Raw genomic sequence first — 6,905 nt, forward strand, 5'->3', positions numbered from 1 at the left:
CTCCAGCACTTATAAGGCCTTTTGTTAGGAATATTACAGGAGATGATTCCTTTACCATAGGGCATACTACATTAGGGTTTAGCTTAATAGGAGCTTATGTTGGAAAGCTCTTTGGAAATAAAGAAAGATCCACTGAGAAGTTAAAACTTCCAAAATCCTTAGGATTCCTAAGAGAAACCACAATAACAACTTCCATAGTTATGATTTTTGTATACTTAGTTGTAGGAATTATAGTAGGACAAGGTTCAAGAATAATGATATTTGGAGAAGGAAAGGAAGTTTTTGGAGCTTTCTTTGTTTATTCTATAATACAAGGATTTACCTTTGGAGCAGGATTATATATATTACTTGCAGGAGTAAGGCTTATGATGTCTGAAATAATACCAGCCTTTAAAGGAATATCAGATAAGTTTATTAAAGGAGCAATACCAGCTTTAGATTGTCCTATTATATTTCCTTATGCCCCTAATGCAGTTTTAATAGGATTTATAGTAAGTATGATAGCCAGTGTTATAACAATAGTTATAGTTTCCTATATGGGCTTATTTAAGGTAGCTTTAATACCTTTAACGGTAGCATGTTTCTTTGATATAGGACCTGCAGCAGTTTTCGCAAACTCAGAAGGTGGCATAAGAGGAGTTGTTATTTCAAGCATATTAAATGGAGTACTTCTAATCTTATTTGCAGGATTATCTATTGGATTACTTACTGAAACCATACCAGATTTTCTTAGAGCCTTTGGAGGAAATGACTTCTCCATATGGACTATATTAGTTAGAGGTATATTTAAAATATTTGTATAGTACTTTAAGATTAGTGAAATTCTATTTTATGAGTTTCACTAATTTTTTATATATGTTTTAGTGATTATAATTAAACATATTACAAATAGTATTAATAAAATAGAACAAATCTTCCTTTAGATGGTGTTATTTCTACCATCTAAAGGTTAGATGAGTTAATCTAGGGGCGTAGCAACTGTTATCCCCACCTTTTAAGAGGATGGGGTGTTACAGTTGCTAGCCATCAGATAAATCTTTATTTTATGCATTATCCTTGTAAATGGTTTAATTTCCTTTAATATATGTCAATAGCTATTAGTTGACTATTAATATTTATAGAAATATAATGTAAGTAAATTCTGAAAACTTAATGGAAGAGGTGTAATTTATGAAGGAAAAGGTTCATTGGATAGACTTTGAAACAATGCATAGCTTTATGATAGACGTATTTAAAGGAGTAGGAGTTAAAGAAGAGGATGCTAGAATTTGCGCTGATGTTTTAATAGCAGCGGATATGAGAGGAATAGATTCTCATGGAATAGGGAGATTAAAGCCAATATATTACGATAGAATAAAAGAAGGTATACAAGAGGCAGTTACAAACATAGAAATAGTTAGAGATAAGATGGCTACAGCAGTTATAGATGGTCATAATGGAATGGGTCATGTTATTAGTAAAAAAGCAATGGAAATGGCCATAGAAAAAGCGAAAATTTACGGCATGGGAATGGTAGTTGTAAGAAATTCAACTCACTATGGTATTGCGGGATATTATCCATTAATGGCTGTAGAAAATAATATGATAGGTATAACAGGTACTAATGCAAGACCTAGTATAGCACCTACCTTTGGGGTGGAAAATATGCTAGGAACTAATCCATTAACCTTTGCAATGCCAAGTGATGAGGAGTTTCCATTCTTCTTAGATTGTGCAACATCCATAAGTCAAAGAGGTAAAATTGAGGTCTATGATAGAATGGGTAAAGACATTCCAGAAGGATGGGTTATAGATGAGGAAGGCAATGCTAGAACTGATACCCATGAAGTTCTTAAGGATTTAGTAAAAGGTAAAGCAGCCTTAGCTCCACTAGGAGGTATCGGAGAAGATGGTGGGGGATATAAGGGCTATGGATATGCAACTGTTGTAGAGATATTAAGTGCAGCACTACAAGGGGGAGCATTCCTTAAAGGCCTTCTTGGTTTTGATGAAGAAGGTAACAAGGTTCCATATAGACTAGGACACTTCTTTATAGCCATTGACGTAGATCATTTTATAGAAGTGGATAAATTTAAGAAGATTACAGGAGATATTCTCAGAGATTTACGTAACTCTAAAAAAGCACCAGGGAATGATAAAATATTCACTCCAGGTGAAAAGGAGCATGAGGCATGGCTTTATAGAAAAGATAAAGGAGTTCCGGTAAATGCTGCCCTTCAAAAGGATATGATTACTTTAAAGAAAGAGCTTAACTTAAACCAATATAAGTTCCCTTTTGAAGAAGTTTAAAATACCTATATTAAAAATAATAACTTATAAAATACATTAAAGTGCACCTTAGAGCATTAGTTATATAATAAATCATATCCAATACTCTAAGGTGCACTTTTAATATAATTATGTAGAGTTTTACAAATACTACTTCATAATATTGATAAGTAAACAATGTAAGCAATTACATTGTTAGAAATTATAATTATTTAATAATGATTTTGTTTAACACTTGAAAATGAGTGTCAATGAGCATATAATTATAGGTGTAAAAAGTAATATCTTCTATTGAATAAAAATAAGAGAAATTGAAGAAAATATTACTACATGAAGAATATAGGTATTTATGTTTAAGGTTAAGATAATAATAAAGTTATTATTCTAAACTTCAAATGATATAGCAGTTTTTAGGAGGTAATATTTTATGAAAAATTATGTTGAAATCGTAGACGTATATGCAAGACAAATTCTAGACTCAAGATGTTTTCCAACTGTAGAGGTTGAGGTAACATTGGAAGATGGTACAGTAGGAAGAGCAGCAGTTCCATCAGGAGCTTCTACTGGTATATTCGAAGCAGTAGAATTAAGAGATGGAGATAAGGGAAGCTATATGGGTAAGGGAGTTTTAAATGCTGTAGAGAATGTAAATGAAGTTATAGCTCCTGAACTTGTAGGTGTGAACATATTTGATCAAGTATCAATAGACAAGACAATGATAGAATTAGATGGAACAGAGAACAAGAGTAAATTAGGTGCTAACGCTATGCTTGGAGTTTCCTTAGCATGTGCTAGAGCAGCATCAGAATACTTAGGATTACCTCTATATCAATATATAGGTGGAGTAAATGCTAAGGTTTTACCAGTTCCAATGATGAATATAATAAATGGAGGAAAGCATGCTGATAATAATGTAGACCTTCAAGAATTCATGGTTATGCCAGTAGGAGCTCCTTCATTTAGTGAAGCTTTAAGAATGTCTGCAGAGGTATATCATGCCCTAAAGGGAATATTAAAATCTAAGGGATATGAGACTGGTGTAGGTGATGAGGGTGGATTTGCTCCAAACTTAAAGTCAAATGAAGAGGCAATACAAGTTATAATAGAGGCTATAGAGAAGGCAGGATATACTCCAGGTAAGGATATATTCATAGCTCTTGATCCTGCATCTTCAGAAATATTCGAAGATGGTAAATATAACTTAAAGGGAGAAGGTAAGGTTCTATCTCCAGAAGAAATGGCTGATTACTATGTAGACCTATGCAACAAGTATCCAATAATCTCAATTGAAGATGGTATGGCAGAAGAAGATTGGGAAGGTTGGAAGATGATAACTGATAAGCTTGGTAAGAAGGTTCAATTAGTTGGAGATGACCTATTTGTTACAAATACTGAAAGATTAACAATGGGTATTCAAAGAAAAGTTGCTAACTCTATACTTATAAAGCTTAACCAAATAGGTACATTAACAGAAACATTAAATGCTATAGAGCAGGCTCAAAGAGCTGGATATACAGCAGTTGTTTCTCATAGATCAGGAGAAACTGAAGATACAACTATAGCAGATTTAGTTGTGGCAGTTAATGCAGGACAAATCAAAACTGGTGCTCCAGCAAGATCAGAAAGAGTTGCTAAGTACAATCAATTATTAAGAATCGAAGAAGAGTTAGAAGACATGGCAGAGTACAGAGGTGGAAATGCTTTCTATAACATAAATAAATAATATTAAAATACCCTTGTTATTATGCAAGGGTATTTTATATGTAAACTTAAATATTGAAAAAATATATAAAAACTTCCAGTTATAAATTCTAAATATATTGTATAATTAAGCATTATATGTTAGAATGAGTGCATGTATTAAAACTAGGTTTGAATGGAGGCGTAGTGCTGTGCACAATATTTTAGTTATTTCAGAATTTGTATTATGTATATTACTAATAATTATAGTTTTACTTCAGCCAAGTAAGGCAGATGGATTAAAGGGATTTGTAACAGGAACCACGGAAACTTTCTTTAGCAAGAATAAATCAAGAACAAGAGAAGCACTACTTTCTAAAGCGACAATAGTTGTAGCAGTATTAGTTGCAGCAAATACTATAGCACTAAGTGTAATAACAGGGTAGTCAAAGAAAAATATGCTGACTTATTTATAATACTATTAAGATTCCTTAATAGTACTATGTGATTAAGTTAGCTTTTTTTACTACTATAAGATTAGTTCATTAATACACTAAAGATATTGTTAAATATTATATCTTAAATTTAAGAGGGTAAGATATAATTTTAAATAAAGCAATATATAGGGGGTAGAAACATGGACAAAATTTACATTTATGCTGCAGTAAGCGGTATAATAGCACTTTTCTTTGCTTTCTTCTTAGCAAAGGAGATTTCTAAGCAAAATGCTGGAAATGAGAGGATGAAGGAGATCGCAGGATACATTGAAGAAGGATCTATGACATTCCTTAAGAGAGAATATAAGTATCTTGCTATTTTTATTGTTGTTATTGGAGTCATAATAGGAGTATTCCTTAATATTCAGACTTCTATTGCATTCATAATTGGCGCAATATTCTCAATACTTGCAGGATACTTTGGAATGAAGGTAGCAACATCTGCCAATGTAAGAACAGCAGAAGCTGCTAAAAGTGGACAAAGTCCTGCATTGAAAATAGCTTTCTCAGGCGGAGCTGTTATGGGAATGTGTGTTGTTGGTCTTGGAGTATTTGGAGTAAGTATTCTCTATATACTTTTTGGAGGAGAAACAAGCTACCTAACAGGTTTTGGACTTGGTGCTTCGTCTATTGCATTATTTGCAAGAGTAGGTGGAGGTATATACACTAAGGCAGCAGACGTAGGAGCAGACCTTGTTGGAAAGGTAGAAGCAGGTATACCAGAGGATGATCCAAGGAATCCAGCAGTTATAGCAGACAACGTTGGAGATAATGTTGGAGACGTTGCTGGTATGGGAGCTGACTTATTTGAATCCTATGTAGGAGCTATAATATCAGCTATAACCTTAGGATCTTCTATGGCTGTTAACATGAGAGAAAAAGCAATAATATTTCCTATGCTTTTAGTATCTATTGGAATAATAGCATCTATTTTAGGAGCATTAGTTGCAAGAAGTAGTAAATCAGACAATCCGCAAAAGGCATTAAACAGTGGAACATATATTGGAGGCATAATAGTTATAATATCAACTTTAATTTTAAGTAAAACAATGTTTGGAGATTTTAAAGCCTTTTTCGCTGTAGCCTCAGGATTAGTAGTTGGTATGCTAATAGGTAAGGTTACAGAAGTTTATACATCATCAGATTACAAGTCAGTTAAAACGATTTCAGAACAAGCTCAAACAGGACCTGCTACAACAATAATATCTGGTCTTGCAGTTGGAATGAAATCTACAGTAACTCCAATAGTTTTAATAGTTGTTGGAATATTAGTTTCCTTCTATGCTATGGGGGGAGCTGAGGTTAGTATTAATGGATTATATGGAATATCTTTAGCAGCAGTAGGTATGCTATCTATAACTGGACTTACTGTAGCTGTAGATGCTTATGGACCAATTGCAGATAATGCTGGAGGTATAGCAGAGATGGCTCACTTACCTTCTTCAGTAAGAGAAATAACAGACAAGCTTGACTCTGTAGGTAATACAACAGCAGCTATAGGTAAAGGTTTTGCTATAGGTTCTGCAGCATTAACAGCGTTAGCACTTTTTGCATCCTACGCAGAAGCAGTAAAGCTTCAATCAATCGACCTTTTAACTCCTGTTACCTTAGTTGGAGTTTTATTAGGTGGAATGCTTCCATTCTTATTTGGAGCTTTAACTATGGAATCTGTTGGAAAGGCTGCTAATGAAATGGTGGAAGAGGTTAGAAGACAGTTTAAAGAAATACCAGGAATAATGGAAGAGAAGGCAAAGCCTGATTATGCTAGATGTGTTGAGATATCAACTACAGCAGCTCTTAAGGAGATGATACTTCCAGGGATTATAGCTATTGTAGTTCCTCTATTTGTTGGTATTTTATTTGGACCTGAAGCCTTAGGTGGACTTATAGGAGGAGCTGTTGTTACAGGAGTACTTCTAGCTATTTTAATGTCAAATGCAGGTGGAGCTTGGGATAACGCTAAAAAGTATATAGAAAGTGGAGTATATGGAGGAAAGGGTAGCTTTGCTCACAAGGCTGCAGTAGTAGGTGATACTGTTGGAGACCCATTTAAGGATACTTCAGGACCATCTATGAATATACTTATAAAACTTATGACTATAGTTTCTCTTGTTTTCGCACCAGTGATTCTTGAATATGGTGGAATCTTTTTAAACTTATTTAAATAAGATTTTAGGAAAAGATCATTCTTTAATGGAATGGTCTTTTTTATGTATTGAATATTAAATAAAATAATCATAATGAATAAATAAACTGTTTATAATATTTATAAATAGTTTAGAGAAACCTTCTTTTAAGAACAACTCTGTATGTTAATATAGAAATTTAATAACATAGGTGATTCAGATAAGATTTAATATACATAACAAAACTGTTTGGTAGAACTTTATTATAACTTTAATGGAGAAGGCTAATTTGATATAAGTATGTATCATTAAATATAAGTATATTATATAAGTA

General features: G+C 33.1%; 5 protein-coding genes. All 5 read left to right on the forward strand.

The genetic code is table 11. From position 1 onward, the window contains the following. Positions 1 to 803 (forward strand): PTS transporter subunit IIC (locus tag AB2369_RS09965; RefSeq protein ID WP_367666330.1); only part of this gene is annotated, 803 nt, incomplete at its 5' end. 367 nt (positions 804 to 1,170) lie between these two features. Beyond that, positions 1,171 to 2,289 carry an Ldh family oxidoreductase gene (locus AB2369_RS09970; RefSeq protein ID WP_367666331.1) on the forward strand — a complete coding sequence of 373 codons (1,119 nt, stop codon included), beginning with the start codon at positions 1,171 to 1,173 and terminating at the stop codon, positions 2,287 to 2,289. Positions 2,290 to 2,695: 406 nt separating this feature from the next. After that, on the forward strand, positions 2,696 to 3,991 hold the full coding sequence (eno, locus tag AB2369_RS09975; protein WP_367666332.1) for a phosphopyruvate hydratase: 1,296 nt from the start codon (positions 2,696 to 2,698) through the stop codon (positions 3,989 to 3,991). A gap of 169 nt (positions 3,992 to 4,160) precedes the next feature. Beyond that, positions 4,161 to 4,394, forward strand: a complete 234-nt coding sequence (gene secG / locus AB2369_RS09980; protein WP_367666333.1) for a preprotein translocase subunit SecG — start codon at positions 4,161 to 4,163, stop codon at positions 4,392 to 4,394. A 191-nt stretch (positions 4,395 to 4,585) separates the two neighbouring features. Beyond that, the gene (locus AB2369_RS09985) at positions 4,586 to 6,613 is read left to right on the forward strand and encodes a sodium-translocating pyrophosphatase (protein WP_367666334.1); all 2,028 of its coding nucleotides are present in this window, start codon (positions 4,586 to 4,588) and stop codon (positions 6,611 to 6,613) included. Positions 6,614 to 6,905: the final 292 nt, after the last annotated feature.

Source organism: Clostridium sp., from assembly GCF_040797585.1.
GTDB lineage: Bacteria > Bacillota > Clostridia > Clostridiales > Clostridiaceae > Clostridium_Z.

What these genes read in the sequence shown, in the direction of transcription:
- AB2369_RS09970 (WP_367666331.1), top strand. Translation starts at nt 1,171, where the DNA reads ATGAAGGAAAAGGTTCATTGGATAGACTTTGAAACAATGCATAGCTTT.
- AB2369_RS09985 (WP_367666334.1), top strand. Translation starts at nt 4,586, where the DNA reads ATGGACAAAATTTACATTTATGCTGCAGTAAGCGGTATAATAGCACTT.
- eno (WP_367666332.1), top strand. Translation starts at nt 2,696, where the DNA reads ATGAAAAATTATGTTGAAATCGTAGACGTATATGCAAGACAAATTCTA.